This window comes from Mycobacterium sp. SMC-11 (genome assembly GCF_046250095.1).
In the GTDB taxonomy this organism is placed as follows: Bacteria; Actinomycetota; Actinomycetes; order Mycobacteriales; family Mycobacteriaceae; genus Mycobacterium; species Mycobacterium heraklionense_A.
The window spans coordinates 2,725,595-2,740,528 of record NZ_CP176430.1; the positions used below are offsets into that span (position 1 = coordinate 2,725,595).

General features: G+C 66.6%; 18 protein-coding genes. 6 read left to right on the forward strand and 12 right to left on the reverse strand.

Annotated features, from left to right (window positions below; translation table 11 throughout):
* Positions 1-18: 18 nt before the first annotated feature.
* A complete protein-coding gene (locus ACKY0X_RS12740; protein WP_409426328.1) occupies positions 19-207 on the reverse strand; it encodes a helix-turn-helix transcriptional regulator in 189 nt (62 codons plus the stop codon).
* A 178-nt stretch (positions 208-385) separates the two neighbouring features.
* On the opposite strand from ACKY0X_RS12740, the gene ACKY0X_RS12745 reads away from it, so the two are divergent.
* Positions 386-1,636: an HNH endonuclease signature motif containing protein gene (locus ACKY0X_RS12745; protein ID WP_409426329.1), complete on the forward strand. Its 1,251-nt coding sequence runs from the start codon at positions 386-388 to the stop codon at positions 1,634-1,636.
* A 61-nt stretch (positions 1,637-1,697) separates the two neighbouring features.
* Here the strand turns inward: ACKY0X_RS12745 and ACKY0X_RS12750 are convergent, their stop codons facing one another.
* Together ACKY0X_RS12750 and ACKY0X_RS12755 are read right to left on the reverse strand one after the other, a co-directional pair.
* Positions 1,698-2,807, reverse strand: coding sequence for an NDMA-dependent alcohol dehydrogenase (locus ACKY0X_RS12750; protein ID WP_409426330.1), 1,110 nt, complete (start codon positions 2,805-2,807; stop codon positions 1,698-1,700).
* Positions 2,808-2,875: 68 nt separating this feature from the next.
* Positions 2,876-3,721: a DUF3097 domain-containing protein gene (locus ACKY0X_RS12755; RefSeq protein WP_409426331.1), complete on the reverse strand. Its 846-nt coding sequence runs from the start codon at positions 3,719-3,721 to the stop codon at positions 2,876-2,878.
* Between the two features lie 418 nt (positions 3,722-4,139).
* Between ACKY0X_RS12755 and ACKY0X_RS12760 the strand changes: the two genes are divergently transcribed.
* Positions 4,140-4,568, forward strand: coding sequence for a transglycosylase family protein (locus tag ACKY0X_RS12760; RefSeq protein WP_204368935.1), 429 nt, complete (start codon positions 4,140-4,142; stop codon positions 4,566-4,568).
* A gap of 6 nt (positions 4,569-4,574) precedes the next feature.
* Here ACKY0X_RS12760 and ACKY0X_RS12765 read toward each other — a convergent pair whose 3' ends face one another.
* Positions 4,575-4,988: a PaaI family thioesterase gene (locus tag ACKY0X_RS12765; RefSeq protein WP_046286191.1), complete on the reverse strand. Its 414-nt coding sequence runs from the start codon at positions 4,986-4,988 to the stop codon at positions 4,575-4,577.
* Between the two features lie 48 nt (positions 4,989-5,036).
* A complete protein-coding gene (gene aspS, locus ACKY0X_RS12770; RefSeq protein ID WP_409426332.1) occupies positions 5,037-6,806 on the reverse strand; it encodes an aspartate--tRNA ligase in 1,770 nt (589 codons plus the stop codon).
* Positions 6,807-6,914: 108 nt separating this feature from the next.
* On the opposite strand from aspS, the gene ACKY0X_RS12775 reads away from it, so the two are divergent.
* Entirely contained in the window at positions 6,915-8,012 is a 1,098-nt protein-coding gene (locus ACKY0X_RS12775) for a hypothetical protein (protein WP_409426333.1), read from the forward strand.
* 151 nt (positions 8,013-8,163) lie between these two features.
* Here the strand turns inward: ACKY0X_RS12775 and ACKY0X_RS12780 are convergent, their stop codons facing one another.
* The 4 genes from ACKY0X_RS12780 to ACKY0X_RS12795 form a co-directional block, all read right to left on the reverse strand.
* The gene (locus ACKY0X_RS12780; protein ID WP_047317298.1) at positions 8,164-8,448 is read right to left on the reverse strand and encodes a WXG100 family type VII secretion target; all 285 of its coding nucleotides are present in this window, start codon (positions 8,446-8,448) and stop codon (positions 8,164-8,166) included.
* Between the two features lie 16 nt (positions 8,449-8,464).
* Complete coding sequence (locus ACKY0X_RS12785; RefSeq protein WP_047317297.1) at positions 8,465-8,761, reverse strand: WXG100 family type VII secretion target; 297 nt, start codon at positions 8,759-8,761, stop codon at positions 8,465-8,467.
* A gap of 81 nt (positions 8,762-8,842) precedes the next feature.
* Positions 8,843-10,033, reverse strand: coding sequence for a PPE family protein (locus ACKY0X_RS12790; protein ID WP_409426334.1), 1,191 nt, complete (start codon positions 10,031-10,033; stop codon positions 8,843-8,845).
* Between the two features lie 14 nt (positions 10,034-10,047).
* Complete coding sequence (locus ACKY0X_RS12795; RefSeq protein WP_409426335.1) at positions 10,048-10,347, reverse strand: PE family protein; 300 nt, start codon at positions 10,345-10,347, stop codon at positions 10,048-10,050.
* 495 nt (positions 10,348-10,842) lie between these two features.
* Here ACKY0X_RS12795 and ACKY0X_RS12800 point away from each other — a divergent pair, with 495 nt between their 5' ends.
* Positions 10,843-11,718: a neutral zinc metallopeptidase gene (locus ACKY0X_RS12800; protein ID WP_308483370.1), complete on the forward strand. Its 876-nt coding sequence runs from the start codon at positions 10,843-10,845 to the stop codon at positions 11,716-11,718.
* 7 nt (positions 11,719-11,725) lie between these two features.
* Here ACKY0X_RS12800 and ACKY0X_RS12805 read toward each other — a convergent pair whose 3' ends face one another.
* Together ACKY0X_RS12805 and ACKY0X_RS12810 are read right to left on the reverse strand one after the other, a co-directional pair.
* Complete coding sequence (locus tag ACKY0X_RS12805; protein ID WP_409426336.1) at positions 11,726-12,598, reverse strand: dihydrodipicolinate synthase family protein; 873 nt, start codon at positions 12,596-12,598, stop codon at positions 11,726-11,728.
* Positions 12,599-12,612: 14 nt separating this feature from the next.
* Complete coding sequence (locus ACKY0X_RS12810; protein ID WP_409426337.1) at positions 12,613-13,398, reverse strand: aldolase; 786 nt, start codon at positions 13,396-13,398, stop codon at positions 12,613-12,615.
* 83 nt (positions 13,399-13,481) lie between these two features.
* Between ACKY0X_RS12810 and ACKY0X_RS12815 the strand changes: the two genes are divergently transcribed.
* Both ACKY0X_RS12815 and ACKY0X_RS12820 read left to right on the forward strand, forming a co-directional pair.
* Positions 13,482-14,024 (forward strand): helix-turn-helix domain-containing protein, encoded by a 543-nt coding sequence (locus ACKY0X_RS12815; protein WP_409426338.1) that lies wholly within the window; start codon positions 13,482-13,484, stop codon positions 14,022-14,024.
* The gene (locus tag ACKY0X_RS12820) at positions 14,021-14,362 is read left to right on the forward strand and encodes a gamma-glutamylcyclotransferase family protein (RefSeq protein ID WP_065042358.1); all 342 of its coding nucleotides are present in this window, start codon (positions 14,021-14,023) and stop codon (positions 14,360-14,362) included. The genes ACKY0X_RS12815 and ACKY0X_RS12820 overlap by 4 nt, the downstream gene beginning before the upstream one ends.
* A gap of 10 nt (positions 14,363-14,372) precedes the next feature.
* Here the strand turns inward: ACKY0X_RS12820 and ACKY0X_RS12825 are convergent, their stop codons facing one another.
* Positions 14,373-14,927: a hypothetical protein gene (locus tag ACKY0X_RS12825; RefSeq protein WP_409426339.1), complete on the reverse strand. Its 555-nt coding sequence runs from the start codon at positions 14,925-14,927 to the stop codon at positions 14,373-14,375.
* Positions 14,928-14,934: the final 7 nt, after the last annotated feature.

Below are 14,934 nucleotides of genomic sequence, written 5' to 3' on the forward strand. Positions count from 1 at the left end.
ACGTGCGCGCCGGGTGGCTCACGCGTCGCGTGGTTCTTGTTCACGCCAGGCGCGCGGTGACACACCGTGGACCTTGCGGAAAAGCCGGGCGAAATACCCCTGGTCCGGGAAGCCGACACGGCGGGCGACCTCACCGACGGGCAGTTCGGGGTCTTCCAGCAGGCGGCGTGCCTCCGCCATCCGACGCTCGGTGATCCAGTCCTGCACGGTAGTGCCGCGAGGTCGGTTGCGTTTTGGCAAACCGCGAGCCGAACATCGCGGGGTGAGACATGTGATAACCCGAGGGCTTGCTGCTGCCTCCCGTCCCACCCGCAGTAGCTAGAGGATCACCCGTCCGCAACTGGACACAGCGAAACTTGTCAGACCGTCCTGCCATGCTGATGTCATGTTCTCGACCGCGACCTCAACGGGCGCCGAAACACGTCCTGACCAGCGTCTCGAGGTGCTGTTCGAGGAACTCGCGGAGTTGACCGGTCAGCGCAACGCGATCGATGGCCGCATCGTGGACATCATCGCCGAGATCGACCACGACGAACTGTGGGGCGCTACCGGGGCACGCTCGGTCACCGCGCTGGTGGCCTGGAAAACCGGAACATCACCAGCCAACGCCCACACCATCGCGACCGTGGCGCACCGACTCGAAGCCTTTCCCCGCTGCGCCCAAGGGATGCGGGAAGGCCGCTTCTCCCTCGACCAACTCGGCGTCATCGCCCAGCAAGCCGCCGACGGATCCGACGAGCACTACGCACAGCTCGCCGACGTAGCCACCGTCAACCAACTACGCACCGCGGTCAAACTCGAACCACGCCCCGAACCCAATCCACGGCCCGACCCGCAACCGGCGATCACCAAGACCTCCAACACCGAACTCGACATCTGGCGCATCGCCTTGCCACACACCGAATCAGCCATGCTCGACGCCGCACTGCAGTCACATCTCGATGCCCTGATCGCCGCGTGGGGCCGCGACCGCGACAGCAGCACCACCACGTCCGACAACACTGCCCCGATGCCGACCCAGATCGATGCGTTCCTAGCGCTGGTCGAGACCGGCTGGGACGCCGAGGTGCAACGACGACCGCACGGGCAACGCACCACCGTGGTGGTGCATCTCGATGTCGAACAGCACATCGGCAACCTGCACCTGGGCCCACTACTGCCCCAGTCCGAGCGGCAATACCTGACCTGCGACGCCACCTGCGAAGTCTGGTTCCAGCGTGCCGGCGAAGTGATCGGATGCGGTCGATCCACCCGCACCATCAACCGGCGACTGCGCCGCGCCCTCGAACACCGCCACCCCACCTGCGCCGTGCCCGGCTGCAGCGCCACCCGCGGCCTACACGCCCACCACATCCGGCACTGGGAAGACGGCGGCGACACCGAACTGAACAACCTGGTCCTGCTCTGCCCCTACCACCACCGCCTGCATCACCGAGGCGTCATCACCATCACCGGCCCAGCCGACCAACTCCTCGTCACCGACACAGACGGCCAACCACTACACCCCGGATCACTGGCCCGCCCACCACACACCCCACCACCGGCAGTCGCACCCTGCCCCGGGCCGACCGGCGAACGCGCCAACTGGTGGTGGTACCAACCCTTCCAACCCCAAGCACCACCGAGCGCCAACTGATGGCGCGCGCACCGATGGCGGGAACGCCCTAACCGCCGAGACCAAGAATTCTGCGTCGACGTCAGCGGTGCACGATCACCCCGCGAATATTCTTGCCGTCACGCAGATCCTGGTAGCCCTCGTTGACCTGCTCCAGGGTGTAGCGGCGGGTGACCAGCTCGTCGAGTTTGAGTTGGCCGGCATCGTAGAGGCGCAGCAGTCGCACGATGTCGTACTGCGGGTTGGCACCACCGAACAGCGTGCCTTTGATCGTCTTGCCGAACAGCGCCAACATGGTGCCCGACACCTGCACATCCAGGTCCTCCAGGCGGGCCATCGCCGCGATGACGACCGTGCCGCCCTTGCCGACGGTGTTGATCGCTGCGGTCGTCACTGCCTCACCGAGATCGCCGACGGTGATCAGCGCCTGGTCGGCCATCTGTCCCCAGGTCAGCTCGGCGATCTTGGCCATCGCCTCATCCGCGGTGGCGAACGCATGCGTGGCACCCAGCTTCAGGGCGGTCTCGCGTTTGAACTCCACCGGGTCGACCGCCACCACGTACTTGGCGCCGGCGTGCGCGGCGCCCTGCACGGCGTTGATGCCGACCCCGCCGATGCCGTAGACCACCACGGTGTCCCCGGCCCGCACCCCGCCGTCGTAGTTGGCCGTCGCCCATCCGGTGGGCACGCCGCAGCCGGCCAGCACCGCGGTCTCCAGAGGCAGCCAGTCATCGACTTTGACCACCGAGTGCTGCGAGACGGTGGCCCGCTCGGCGAAGGTGCCCAGCATGCAGAAGCCGCCGTAATCGGTTCCACCCGAGTGGAATCGGAACGTACCGTCGGGCATGCAGCCCTCCAGGATGGTGGCACCCATGTCGCACAGGTTCTGCCGTCCGGTCGAGCAGTACCGGCAGGCCCCGCAGCTGGGGATGAAGCAGCACACCACGTGATCGCCGGGCTTGACCTTGGTGACGCCGGGACCGATGTCCTCGATGATCCCGGAGCCCTCGTGCCCGCCGACGATCGGGAACCGGGACGGCCAATCGCCGTCGGCCAGGTGCAGGTCCGAGTGACACAGCCCAGCCGCGGTGAACTTGATCAGCACCTCGCCCGGACCGGGCCCGTCGAGGTCCAATTCCATGATCTCGAAGGGCTGGTTGGGCGCATGTGCCACGGCGGCAATTGTTTTCATGCCTGCCATCCAACCGGCTCAGGCGACCCCGGTGGCCCGATTCAGCCGGATTGCCGGTACCAGGCTCGCTAACCGCCGGCGGGTTGCGTCACGAAGTCGATCAACTCCTCGACCCGGCCGATCAGCTCCGGCTCCAGGTCGGTCCAGTCCCGCACCCGGCCCCGGATGCGCTGCCAGGCCGCGGCGATATCGGCCTGACCGGCGTGCGGCCAGCCCAGCGCGGCGCAGATTCCGTGCTTCCACTCGACGTTGCGGGGAATCTTGGGCCACGCCTGCATTCCGAGCCGCCCCGGCTTCACCGCCTGCCAGATGTCGACGTAGGGGTGCCCAACGATCAGGGTGTGTGCACCGCCCGGTCCCCGGCGCACCGCCTCGGCGATGCGGGTCTCCTTGGATCCGTCGACCAGGTGGTCGACCAATACCCCGAGCCGGCGGCCGGGCCCGGGCTGGAATTCGGCGACGATGCCGGCCAAGTCGTCAATGCCGCCGAGGTACTCGACCACCACACCTTCGATGCGCAGGTCCTCACCCCAGACCTGCTCGACGAGTTCGGCGTCGTGGCGGCCCTCCACGTAGATCCGGCTGGCCAGCGCCACCTTGGCGCGTGCGCCGCGCACCGCCACCGAGCCCGACGCCGTCCGGACCGGCGCCGTGGGTGCCGTCGGGCGGGGCTCGGTCAAGATCACCGGCTTGCCGTCGATCAGGTAGCCGGGGCCCACGGGGAACCCGCGGGTGCGGCCGTGCCGGTCCTCCAGGTCCATCCGACCGTAGGCGATCCGTACGACGGCCCCGACGAAGCCGCTCTCGGCGTCTTCGACCACCATGCCGCGTTCCACCGGCACCTCCACCGAGCGGACTCTGCGGGCGGCGTGCGGGTTGTCGGCGAGGATGTCGGTTCCATAGCGGTCGGCCACCCGAGGCAGCCTAGCGTCGATCGCAAGCCCGGCGGAGCCTGGCGCGGCGGGTCGCCGCCATCGATCTAGGGGCGTCCGGCCATGCCGCTGGGGAACCGAGCGCGCGATTCCGGCGGTTTGTTCTCGGCCGGGCGACGCCGGGAGGTCCCGTGCTCTCCAACTCGCCAGCCACCACTCTGGCATCAATAGTCACTTCAGCAACATTAGTAACTCAAAACTCTCTTAATTTCTAAGAGATCTCTCGCAACATACGTAACAATCACAACTTCGTTAACTCAAACAACTGTTGTTTACTTTTGCCTCAATTTATAACAGCAAACTCATTTGCATCTTTAGGCGACCAAAATGTGCAATTTCATCATTTATCGCGTTATGCTCGGAAACCTCACTGATAGACACCTATCACGGAGGTTGTGATATGTACCGGAACACGGCACGGCGTGTCGTGCAGTTTGGACGGCGGCAGCTGACTTGGGCCACGTCCGGGCTGATCACCGGGGGGATTGTGGGCACGCTGCTGTCTTCAGCAGGGGTGGCGCATGCGGACAACATGGCGATGGGTTGGGATGCGGTCGCCCAATGCGAGTCGGGCGGCAACTGGGCCGCCGATACCGGTAATGGTTTCTACGGTGGTCTGCAGTTCAAGCCATCGACATGGCGCGCATTCGGTGGCGTGGGATCTCCGGCGAAAGCGTCGCGCGAAGAACAGATCGCGGTCGCCAATCGGGTTCTCGATGAGCAGGGGCCGTATGCCTGGCCGAAATGCGGGCCGGGACGCGTATTCCCGTCGTCGGTGAAGGGCTGGGTGCCGCCGGCGATGCGCCAGCTGCTCAAACCGTTCTGGTGAGCTCGGCTATTGCGGCTTCGGCGACAGCACCGCCTGGGTCTGGGTGACCCGGGCGACCAGCTTGCCATTGTCGTCGGTCAGGTCGGTCTGCACGACGATCGTCGTGCGGCCGACGTGCAGCGGAATGCTGGCCGCCGTCACGACGCCGTCACGCACCGCGCGAAAGAAGTTGGTCTTCGACTCGATCGTCGAGGTGCTCGCGCCCTGCGGCAGGTTGACCACCGCGCACACCGCGCCGGCGGTGTCGGCGAACGCCATCAGCGCTCCCCCGTGCAGCATGCCGCCGGTGGTGCAGCGCTCCGGCGCCCACGGCATGGTCGCGCGCACCTCTTGGGGTGACAGTTCGGCGATCTCGATCTGCAACGCCGCTGCGAACGGCATGTTGGCGACGACCAATCGGGCGAACTCAGCCGAATCCATGCCCGCCAGCCTTGCCGACCGCCGCGCCGCTGTCTAGCGCCCCGCGCCTCAGCGCTGTTGAGGCACCGCGTCGATACCGGCTTCCTTGCGCTGTGCCGCGGTGATCGGCGCTGGGGCGTCTGTCAGCGGATCGATCCCGCCGCCGGACTTCGGGAACGCGATGACCTCGCGGATCGAGTCGACACCCGCCAGCAGCGCCACCACCCGGTCCCAGCCGAACGCCAGACCGCCGTGCGGCGGTGCACCGAAACTGAATGCGTCCAACAGGAATCCGAACTTCTCGTTCGCCGACGCCTCGTCGATCCCCATGACCTTGAAGACCTGCTGCTGAATGTCGCGGCGGTGAATACGGATCGAGCCGCCGCCGATCTCGTTGCCATTGCACACCACGTCGTAGGCGTCCGCGAGCACCGAGCCGGGGTCAGTCTCCACGCTGGCGGCATGCTCTGGCTTGGGCGAGGTGAAGGCGTGGTGCACCGCGGTCCAGGCCCCGGAGCCGACGGCCACGTCACCGGCGGCGGTGGCATCGTCGGCGGGCTCGAACAGCGGTGGGTCGACCACCCAGGTGAACGCCCAGGCGTCCGGGTCGATCAGGTCCAGGCGCCGGGCAATCTCGCCACGAGCCGCCCCCAACAGGGCGCGAGACTGCTTGGCCGGTCCCGCCGCAAAGAAGATGCAGTCCCCCGGCGCGGCACCCACGTGCCCGGCCAGCCCGGCACGCTCAGCGTCGGTCAGGTTCTTGGCCACCGGTCCGGACAGCTCTCCATCCTCGCCCACCAGCACGTACGCCAGGCCCTTGGCTCCGCGCTGCTTGGCCCACTCCTGCCAGCCGTCCAGCGTCCGGCGCGGCTGCGACGCCCCGCCGGGCATGACAACCGCACCCACGTAGGGCGCCTGGAAGACCCGGAAGGTGGTGTCGGAGAAGAACTCTGTGCATTCCACCAGCTCCAGGCCGAAACGCAGGTCGGGCTTGTCGGAGCCGAACCGGCGCATGGCGTCGGCGTAGGTCATCCGGGGCAGCGGCAACGGCAGGTCGTAGCCGATCAGCGCCCACAACGCCTTGAGCACCTGTTCGGCGATGCCGATCACGTCCTCGGAGTCGACGAAGCTCATCTCCAGGTCCAGCTGGGTGAACTCCGGCTGGCGGTCGGCGCGGAAGTCCTCGTCGCGGTAGCAACGGGCGATCTGGTAGTAGCGCTCCATGCCGGCCACCATCAGCAGCTGCTTGAACAGCTGCGGACTCTGCGGCAGCGCGTAGAACGAACCGGGCTGCAGCCGCGCCGGAACCAGGAAGTCGCGGGCACCCTCCGGAGTGGAGCGGGTCAGCGTGGGCGTTTCGATCTCGACGAACTTATGCTCAGCCAGCACCGAACGGGCGGCCGCGTTGGCCTGCGAACGAAGTCGCAGTGCGGCGCCGGGCCCGTCTTCGCGACGCAGATCCAGGTAGCGGTGCTTGAGCCGGGCTTCCTCGCCGGCGGACTCATCGAGCTGAAACGGCAAAGCCGCAGACTCGTTGAGAACCGTCAGCCCCGTCGCGTTGATCTCGATGGCCCCGGTGGGCAGATCGGGATTCTCATTGCCCTCGGGGCGAACCTCGACGACCCCGGTGACCGCCACGCAGAATTCGGCCCGCAGACGGTGCGCCTGCTCCAGGACAGCCGCGTCACGGAACACCACCTGCGCCACCCCGGAGGCGTCGCGCAGGTCAATGAAGATGACACCGCCGTGGTCACGTCGGCGCGCCACCCAACCGGCAAGCGTGACGCTGAGCCCGGCGTCGGTAGCCCGCAGTGAGCCGGCGTCGTGGCTGCGCAGCACGAATACCCCCTTGGTGACGGTTAGTTCGGTAACGGTTTGACGGTGGCCAAGTCTAGAGGCCTCTCGTGACACTGCCCCGCGCCGGTCGGTGCTTTAAGCTGGCTCACTGTGACTAACGGCACCGATGACCTCGACTTTGACTATGACGACGAGGACGAAGACGAGGACTACGACGAAGCCGCTGCCCCTAAACAGAACAAGAGCCTCAAATGGGGGTTGGCCGCAGTAGTCGTGCTGGCCGTGGTGGCGCTGGTGTTGGTCGCGGTGGTGTTGCTGGGCGGTGACCCCGGCAAGAGTTCGCTGGACGGCTCGGCCTCCAGCCGCAGCTCGGCGGCGTCGGGTATCGCCAGCGCGGACGACACAGCTCCGGTCTCGATCATCATCAATGACCCCAGCTGCACCGCGTGGATATCGATCAGCGGCAACCTGTCGAGCACCCTGTCGATGCTGGGACAGGGCAAGTGGAATGAGCGCGACCAGTCGATTCCGGCGTCGGCGTGGAATGACGAGCAGAAGAAGCAGTACCTGGCCGCCGGCCAGGTGGTGCGCAACGCCGCCGCCCAAACCGTCGGGCTGGTGAAGCTGACCCCGCACCGGGTGATGCGCGAACTCTACGAGCAGTTCATCGCTTACGCCCGAACCTTCGTCGAGCACATTCCCACCTACACCGAGCGCGACGCTCCGCTGGCCGGCACCGCGCACAGTGCGGCCTCGGCGCTGGCCGCGATCTGCGCAGCCGCCAACAACGGCTCGGCGGCCGCCCGCGGCCCCCTGGTCGAGTCGCAGTCCGCCCCCTCCAAGACGGCCTCGCCGGGCAACCCGGCCAACCCGCAGCGCTACCTGACCGGGTCCAATCCGGTGTGTGCGGACTGGAAGGCCACGCTGGATAAATTCGGTGTCGACGCCGCCGAATGGCACGGCATCGATCCCAGCATCCCGGGGACGTATTGGAACCCGCAGCAGAAGGCGGTCAACCTGGCGGTGGGCCCCATCATGATCAGCCTGGCCAACAAGATGCAGCAGCTGGGCCGCCGCAGCAACAACCCCACCCTGCAGGACTTCGCGGAGCTGTCTGCCCAGTACCGGCGGGCGTTCGTGTTGGCGTTGCCGACCTACGACCCGACCGACAACTACCTGGCCAACGCCGCGACGTTCCTGTCCACCACGGTGCTGGGTGCCTGCTCGTCGGCAGCGATCACGGGCTGACCACAGCACGCTAGGGCACGCTGACAGCGGCCGGGGCTGATGTAGCCCCGGCCGCTGTCGGCTTTGCTCAGGCCGCGCTTCTCTCCACAGAATGCAAGAAACCGGTGCAGCCCGCGGGCTGCACCGGTTTCTTGATCGCGATTGGCTTGGGTCAGGCCCAGCTGGAGCCCACCGAAGCGTCGGTGTTGGCCATGTTGTTGCCGGCCGACTGCACCTTCTGACCGTGACTGTTGGCCTGCTCGTAAATCACCGCGAAGTTGCGACCCAACTGCGCCACAAACTCCTGGCACGCCACCGAACCCGCACCACCCCAGAAATCACCGGCAGCCAACACATCGTGCACGATCGCCTGGTGCTCCGCCTCCAACGACGCCGCCTGGGCACGAATCAACGCACCGTGAGCGTCCACATCACCGAACTGGTAATTGATCGACATGGTCCTGATTCTCCTTCTAGCTCGACAGGATCTGCTGGGAAGCAGCTTCCTGCTGCTCGTAGTGGTTAGCGTCGCGAATCAGACCATCACGCACACCATGCAGCATGTTCACGATGTTGCGAAACGCCGTCTGCATCTGACCCATGGTGTCCATCGAGGTCCGCTCCGCCAGACCACCCCAGCCAGCACCAGAGATGTTGGTCGACGACGCCCACATCCGACGAGCCTCGTCCTCCACCGTCTGCGCGTGCACATCAAAACGGCCCGCCATCGAACGCATCGCGTCCGGATCAGTCATAAAACGTGTTGCCATGGTTTTCTCCCTCTTGCTCTTCAATTCGTTGTGGTAGCCGGGCGCCGACCCGGCGGACACGTGGTGTTCAGGCCCCTTCCGCTACCCGCCAGCCGGCGAACGGGGCATAACCTTGGGGGCCTTGGCGGCGATCGCGCCCATCCCGCGTCCGGCCATCGCGCCCATCATGGCGTGGCCGAACGGGCCGCCCGGAAGTCCTCCCGACATGGTCTGGACCGGGGCGCTGACCGTGGTTGCGGGCAGTACCGGAGCGGCGCGGACCATACCGTCGGCGGCCATCGACCAGGCTTGCGGCACCTTCAGCGCGCCCATCGAGGCGGCTTGGCCGAGCTTGGCGGAGATGGCGTTAGTGGCCGAGCTGAAGTGGCCGGCAAGCACGCCGACCGCGCCCTGCAGCTTGTCGTTGACGAAGTCGCCGATCTGGGTCATCAGGGTGCCGGCGCCCCCGGCGGCCGATTGTCCGGCCAGCGTGCCCGCTGTTCCACCCGCGGCGCCCAACCGGCCCAACTGCATCAGCATCGGCAGCAATCGCACCAACATCATCGCGGGCATGCTCGCCGAGCTGATGGGCGACAGCGCCGAGCTGATCGTGGTGGCCGCCGCCTTCTCGCCGAGCAACGTCGAAGGGAGGCCAACGGCGTCGAGCAAGCCGCCGACGGTGGCAAAGTCATAACCTGACGGCCCGTTGCCAGGCGGGGTGATGACCGGACCGCCATCGGCCGATCCCGGCGTCCCCTGCGCCGTCGCCTGGGCGGACTGCGGCGGTGTCGAGACCTGCTGCAGCGCGTTGTTATTAGCCTCTGCAGACCCGCTGTAGGTGTCCATCGCGGCGCCGTCGGTCGCCCACATCACTTCGTACTGGTGCTCAGTCGCCTGGATCAGCGGGGTGTTCTGGCCGAAGAAGTTGGTCGAGATCAACGCCAGCAGCATCGCGCGGTTCGCCGCGATCACCGCGGGCGGCACCGACGCGGCCCGCGCCGCCTCGAACAGCGCGGCCGCCTGGGTGGCCAGCGCAGCGTTGTTGGCGGCGGTCGCCGAAGCCTGCTCAAGCCAGGCCACATACGGTGCGGTCGAGGCGGTCGCCGCTGCCGAGCCGGCCCCAGTCCAGGTCGAGTCCAGATTGGCAATCACCGAGTGCGTCGCTGTCGCCGACGTCATCAACTCGCTCGCCAGCTGAGCCCACGCCGCCGCAGCTTCCAACAGTGGACTCGAACCGGGCCCGGTATATATAAGCCCAGAGTTGATCTCGGGCGGAAAGACACTGAAACTCATCGAGGCGCCCCGCTTCAGCCAGCAGCCGCGGCGTTGACAGCCTCGGTGAGGGCGTAAGCGTTCGCGTTGCTACCCAAAGTGGCCACGATCTGCTGGTGCACCGCCGCCGCCTGCGCACTGACCTCCTGGAACAGGGATCCGTGGACCGAGAAGTGGGCAGCGGTCATCGCCGACACCAAGTCCGCGGCAGGCGCGGTCACACCAGTGGTAGGAGCAGCAGCGGCGGTAACCCCCGCGGTCATCGAGTCGCCGATTCCGGAAAGGCTTCCGGCGGCCGCCGTCAGGTTCTCTGGCTGAGCGGTTACGAACGACATTGTTCCTCCTGGGGGGCGTGCAAGCGTCTCGGGGAAGTGTTGGGTACTCGAAGTCTGCGTCAATACTTGACGTACGTCACTCTAGCGGACAGTTGTAATAACGGTCTGATAAAGCTGGGGCGCCCGAGGCGAACGACAACTCGTGGCCGGCGCACCACGGGGCCCTGCGGGCACGAGTTGAAGCGTTCACCGAGCAGGCAACCTCTCTTGAATCCTGGGGCAGGTAGCTGCGGCAGCCGTCGCTGGAAGCGTCCTATTGCGGCCGGATGCAGAACGTAACACCGGCGCGACCTCGGGGTACAGCGTGGCGACAAACATTCAGTAAAGCTTTGGGATCTGGTCAGACAAAGCTCTATTCACTTAGCCAAGGCGCGGGATTCGACGCGTTCAACCGCACTGAACCGGGCCTGGCGGCGGGCGCCGGTATGCGAAGCTAAGGTGCCCCAATCGGTCGGCGGGCACCATCTAACTACGGACAACTCCACGGAGCGTGCGATGACCTTCAACGAGGGTATGCAGATCGATACCAGCACTACCTCCTCAGGCGGCGGCGGTCGTGGGATTGCGATCGGCGGCGGCGTTGCCGGGCTGGTGATTCTGGTGGTGGCGCTGCTGTTGGGGGCCGATCCCGGCGAGGTGCTCAGTCAGCAGCCCGTGGATCGCGGCCAGTACACGTCACCGGGATTCGACCTCGACAAATGCCGCACCGGCAAGGACGCCAATAAATACGTGCAATGCCGGGTGGTCGCCACGGCAAACTCGGTGGACGCGGTGTGGTCGGACCTGCTGCGTGGTTACACGCGTCCGCGCGTAGAGCTGTTCAGCGGACAGACGTCCACCGCCTGTGGGGCGGCCAGCAGTGCTGTCGGACCGTTTTACTGCCCCGCGGACCAGACCGCCTACTTCGATACCGACTTCTTCAAGGTGCTCGTCGACCGATTCGGCTCCAGCAGCGGGCCCTTGGCGCAGGAGTATGTGGTCGCTCACGAGTTCGGCCACCACGTGCAGAACCTGCTCGGCGTGCTCGGCCGGGCCCAAACCGGCGCGCAGGGCGCAACCGGCGCCGGGGTTCGCACGGAGTTGCAGGCCGACTGCTATGCCGGGGTCTGGGCGCACTACGCATCGGTGACCAAGCAGGAGGGCACCGGGGTGCCGTTCCTGCAGCCGCTGACCGACCAAGACATCAGCGATGCGTTGTCCGCGGCGTCGTCGGTGGGTGACGACCGCATTCAGCAGGCCGCCACCGGTCGAGTCAATCCGGAGTCCTGGACCCACGGTGCATCCGCGCAGCGCCAGCACTGGTTCACCGTCGGCTATCAGAGCGGCGACCCCAACCAGTGCGACACCTTCGCCGCCGCTGACCTGGGTTAGCCCTGGGTCAGCGCGTAAGTAGCTCGCGCAGCTCGGCCTGACCCGCCTCGTCGAGCGGCAGCAGTGGGCGGCGCGGTTCTCCGGCCGGTACCCCGAGCAAGTCCAGGCCGGCCTTGACCGTGGTGGGCAGCCCGCCGGCCACGATGAACTCCAGCAGCGGCTTGAGGTCGTCGTAGCACGCCTGGGCCTTGTCCAGTTCGCCGGCGGTGACCGCGGTGTAGAGGTCCAGGCACGGCTGCGGACGCAGGTTGGGTGCCGCGGTGCACCAGCCGGCCGCCCCGGCACGCAGCGCATCGAGCACCAGCGGATTGCTGCCGTTGAAGAACGGCAAGCGCCCGTCGGACAGCGTGGCGATCCGCAGCATCCGGCTCAGATCGCCGGTGGACTCCTTGACCATGGTGACGTGCTCGATGCCCTCGAACATGGCCACCAGCAGCTCTGGACTCATGTCGATCCCGGAGGTCGCCGGGTTGTTGTAGGCCACGATGTCGATGTCGATGGCATCGGAGACGGCCCGGTAATGCGCGGCGATCTCGCGTTCAGACAGTTTCCAGTACGACACCGGCGAGACCATCACCGCGTCGGCGCCGGCCTGCGCGGCATAGCGGGCGCGGCGCACGGTACGCGCGGTGGTCAGATCCGAGACCCCGACCAGCACCGGCAGACGCCCGGCGACCGCGGCGATCGAGGCGTCGACGCAGGTCTCGAACTCGTCTTCGTCGAGATAGGCGAGTTCACCGGTGCTGCCCAGCGGGGCGACGGCATGCACCCCGGCCTCGACGAGCCGGTTGATGACGGTGGCCAGGACCGTGGTGTCGATTCCGCCGTCGCGAAACGGCGTCACCGGGTAGCCGATGACTCCATGTAACTGTGTTGCCACAAGGGACTCCTTGCTTATCGGGTGATCGCGTCGGGGTGGCCGGCCAGGGCGCGGCGCGCGTAGTAGGCGAAGTTCGCCCGGCTGCGGTTGGGCAGCAAGGTCCAGTCGTGGGCTTCTCGAGCCAGCTTCTCCGGGAGTTCCTTGATGGTCCCGGCGGCCATGGCGGCCAGTTGCAGTGCGGCGGCACGCTCGATCAGCACCGCCAGCGAGCAGGCCTCCTCCACACTGGCGCCGGCCACGATCTGGCCGTGGTGCGCCAGCAGGATCGCCTTCTTGTCGCCAATGGCCTCGGAGATGATCTCGCCCTCCTCGTTTCCGACCGGAACCCCCGGCCACAGCGGCAGGAAGGCGCAGTCGTCATAGAGCGGTGTGGTGTCCATGTGCGAAACGATCAGCGGGGTTTCCAGCATCGACAGCGCAGCCACGTGAAACGGGTGGGTGTGCACGATGCACTGGACATCGGGGCGGGCCCGGTATATCCAGCTGTGGAATCGGTTGGCGGGGTTGGCCATCCCCTCGCCCTCGATGACGTTGAGGTCTTCGTCGACGAGCAGGAGATTGGTGTCGGTGATCTCGTCGAACCCGAGGCCGAGACGTTGGGTGTAGTAGGTGCCCGGCGCCTCAGCACGGGCGGTGATCTGTCCGGCCAGGCCGGAGTCATGACCACGGTCGGACAACGCGCGGCAGGTCAGCGCCAATTTCTGGCGAGTGGACCACTGAGTTTCGGTGAAGTTCTCCGCGAAGCGGTGCTCCGCGCGTTGCATCAGGTCGGATTTGGAATCGTCGAACGTGGTGCCCATGGCAGCTCCTCGGTGACGGAAGTGGATGACACAACTCTAGCCGATAGGACACCTTGTGTCATCTCCTGTGTCATCATGGACGCATGACAGAACTGCTGCGCGCCGTCCGCAAGCAACGAGGCCTCACCCTCGAAGGCCTGGCCGAGCGGACCGGGCTGACCAAGAGCTACCTGTCCAAAATCGAACGCAGTCGCAGTACGCCGTCCATCGCGGTAGCCATCAAGGTGGCCCGCGCCCTGGATGTCGATGTGGCCCAACTGTTCTCCGAGCGTGGCGACGAAGACAAGATCGCCGTGGACCGGGCAGCGGACCGCAGCACGGATCGACAGCGCTACCGGGCCATGGCCGCGGGCATGCTGGGAAAGACGATGTCCCCGTTCGTGGTTCGTCCCACCGGGCAGGGCAATCGTGATGGCCATCCGACGCACCCGGTTCATCAGGGCCAGGAGTTCATCTTCGTGCACGCCGGGACCGTCGAATTGGAGTACGGCGATGCGACGTGGACGCTCAGCGCTGGTGACAGCGCCTACTTCGACGCCTCGATCAGCCACCGGCTCCGGTCGGTGGGCTCGGGGCCCGCCGAAGTCGTCGTTGTCGCCGCCGACGAAGCCGGCGGTGCCCAGTGAACACCGAACTGCTGTTCTCCTACGGCACCCTGCAGCTACCGGAGGTGCAACTCAGCACGTTCGGGCGCGAACCCGATGGCCGGCCCGACGCGATCATCGGCTACGACCTGGACTACGTGACGATCACCGATCCGCACGTGGTGGCAGTCAGTGGCAGTGACCGTCATCCGATCCTGCGCCCGTCGGACGCACATGACGCCGCTGTCCCTGGCACGGTCTTCGCGATCAGCACCGCCGAACTGGCGGCCGCTGACGAGTACGAGGTTGACGCCTACCGGCGGATCTCGGTGCCACTGCGCTCAGGTGCGCAAGCCTGGGTGTACGTATTCGCCGGCTGAGCCGGATCGGTCACCAGGGCCGGGTAGCGCAGGACACCCCACTGCCGCCCTGCTGCGTCACCACCACTTCGCCGTCGACCGCGATCTCACAGTGGAACTCCGGGTTGATCCGCAAGCCACCGCTAGCGGTGACCAGCGCCCACTGACTCGGATCGGCCAGGGTGGTGGTGTAGACCACTGGCTGTCCCCCGCCGATCGGCACCCGAACCGTCTCGAGGTACTCCGAGGAGTTGGCGTTGTAGGCAGCCATGCTGGGCGGGTCGGTCTTGATGTAGGAGATGTTGCCGGTCAGGTCACTGGTGGCGGTGATGGTGTAGGTGACCTCGTGGCCGCCCGTCGTGCTCTTCTTCGGAGCGTCGGTCGACGGTTCGGTCGCGTTCTCGGTCGGGGTGGGCGTCGGTGACGGCGCCGCATTCTCGGTGGGCGATGCCGCCGGGCTCTCAGTCGGAGAGGCTGGGCTGTTCTCGGGGTCCGCAAGTGACGTCGCATGGCTGGCCGCCATTCCGGCGGCTGCCATCAGCACCACCGTGCCGACCTTGACTGTCACGTTCCGCATGATCGTCATACCGCGC

Bases quoted from the DNA above. Each gene is read 5' to 3' on its own strand.
- ACKY0X_RS12790 (WP_409426334.1), bottom strand. From the start codon at position 10,033: ATGAGTTTCAGTGTCTTTCCGCCCGAGATCAACTCTGGGCTTATATAT.
- ACKY0X_RS12760 (WP_204368935.1), top strand. From the start codon at position 4,140: ATGTACCGGAACACGGCACGGCGTGTCGTGCAGTTTGGACGGCGGCAG.
- ACKY0X_RS12745 (WP_409426329.1), top strand. From the start codon at position 386: ATGTTCTCGACCGCGACCTCAACGGGCGCCGAAACACGTCCTGACCAG.
- ACKY0X_RS12815 (WP_409426338.1), top strand. From the start codon at position 13,482: ATGACAGAACTGCTGCGCGCCGTCCGCAAGCAACGAGGCCTCACCCTC.
- ACKY0X_RS12765 (WP_046286191.1), bottom strand. From the start codon at position 4,988: ATGGATTCGGCTGAGTTCGCCCGATTGGTCGTCGCCAACATGCCGTTC.
- ACKY0X_RS12750 (WP_409426330.1), bottom strand. From the start codon at position 2,807: ATGAAAACAATTGCCGCCGTGGCACATGCGCCCAACCAGCCCTTCGAG.
- ACKY0X_RS12780 (WP_047317298.1), bottom strand. From the start codon at position 8,448: ATGTCGATCAATTACCAGTTCGGTGATGTGGACGCTCACGGTGCGTTG.
- ACKY0X_RS12825 (WP_409426339.1), bottom strand. From the start codon at position 14,927: ATGACGATCATGCGGAACGTGACAGTCAAGGTCGGCACGGTGGTGCTG.
- ACKY0X_RS12785 (WP_047317297.1), bottom strand. From the start codon at position 8,761: ATGGCAACACGTTTTATGACTGATCCGGACGCGATGCGTTCGATGGCG.
- ACKY0X_RS12800 (WP_308483370.1), top strand. From the start codon at position 10,843: ATGACCTTCAACGAGGGTATGCAGATCGATACCAGCACTACCTCCTCA.
- ACKY0X_RS12810 (WP_409426337.1), bottom strand. From the start codon at position 13,398: ATGGGCACCACGTTCGACGATTCCAAATCCGACCTGATGCAACGCGCG.
- ACKY0X_RS12795 (WP_409426335.1), bottom strand. From the start codon at position 10,347: ATGTCGTTCGTAACCGCTCAGCCAGAGAACCTGACGGCGGCCGCCGGA.